General features: G+C 40.8%; 1 protein-coding gene. It reads right to left on the reverse strand.

What is annotated here, in order from left to right; translation table 11 throughout:
- On the reverse strand, positions 1–233 hold a 233-nt coding region (locus tag ACFINC_RS10555; RefSeq protein WP_375617182.1), incomplete at both ends, for a putative PEP-binding protein.

The raw sequence follows: 233 nt of genomic DNA on the forward strand, positions 1-233 counted from the left end.
GGATTATCTTCTTTAGATAAATGTAAATGCGTAACCTGTTTATCCCCGCCAATATCAAGCGCCCGAATAATTAATGGCTTATCTCCTACAGCTGCAATCATCGCCCGATATACATCAAATTGGGCCTCTTCGTTCGGAATATGCGGATTCTCTAAAAATAAAAATTCTGTACGCATGAGTCCAATACCTTCAGCCCCCGAATCAAACGCAACAGGAACCTGATTTGCATAATT

The sequence above is a fragment of the Bartonella sp. AP58NXGY genome, assembly GCF_042195785.1.
In the GTDB taxonomy this organism is placed as follows: Bacteria; Pseudomonadota; Alphaproteobacteria; order Rhizobiales; family Rhizobiaceae; genus Bartonella.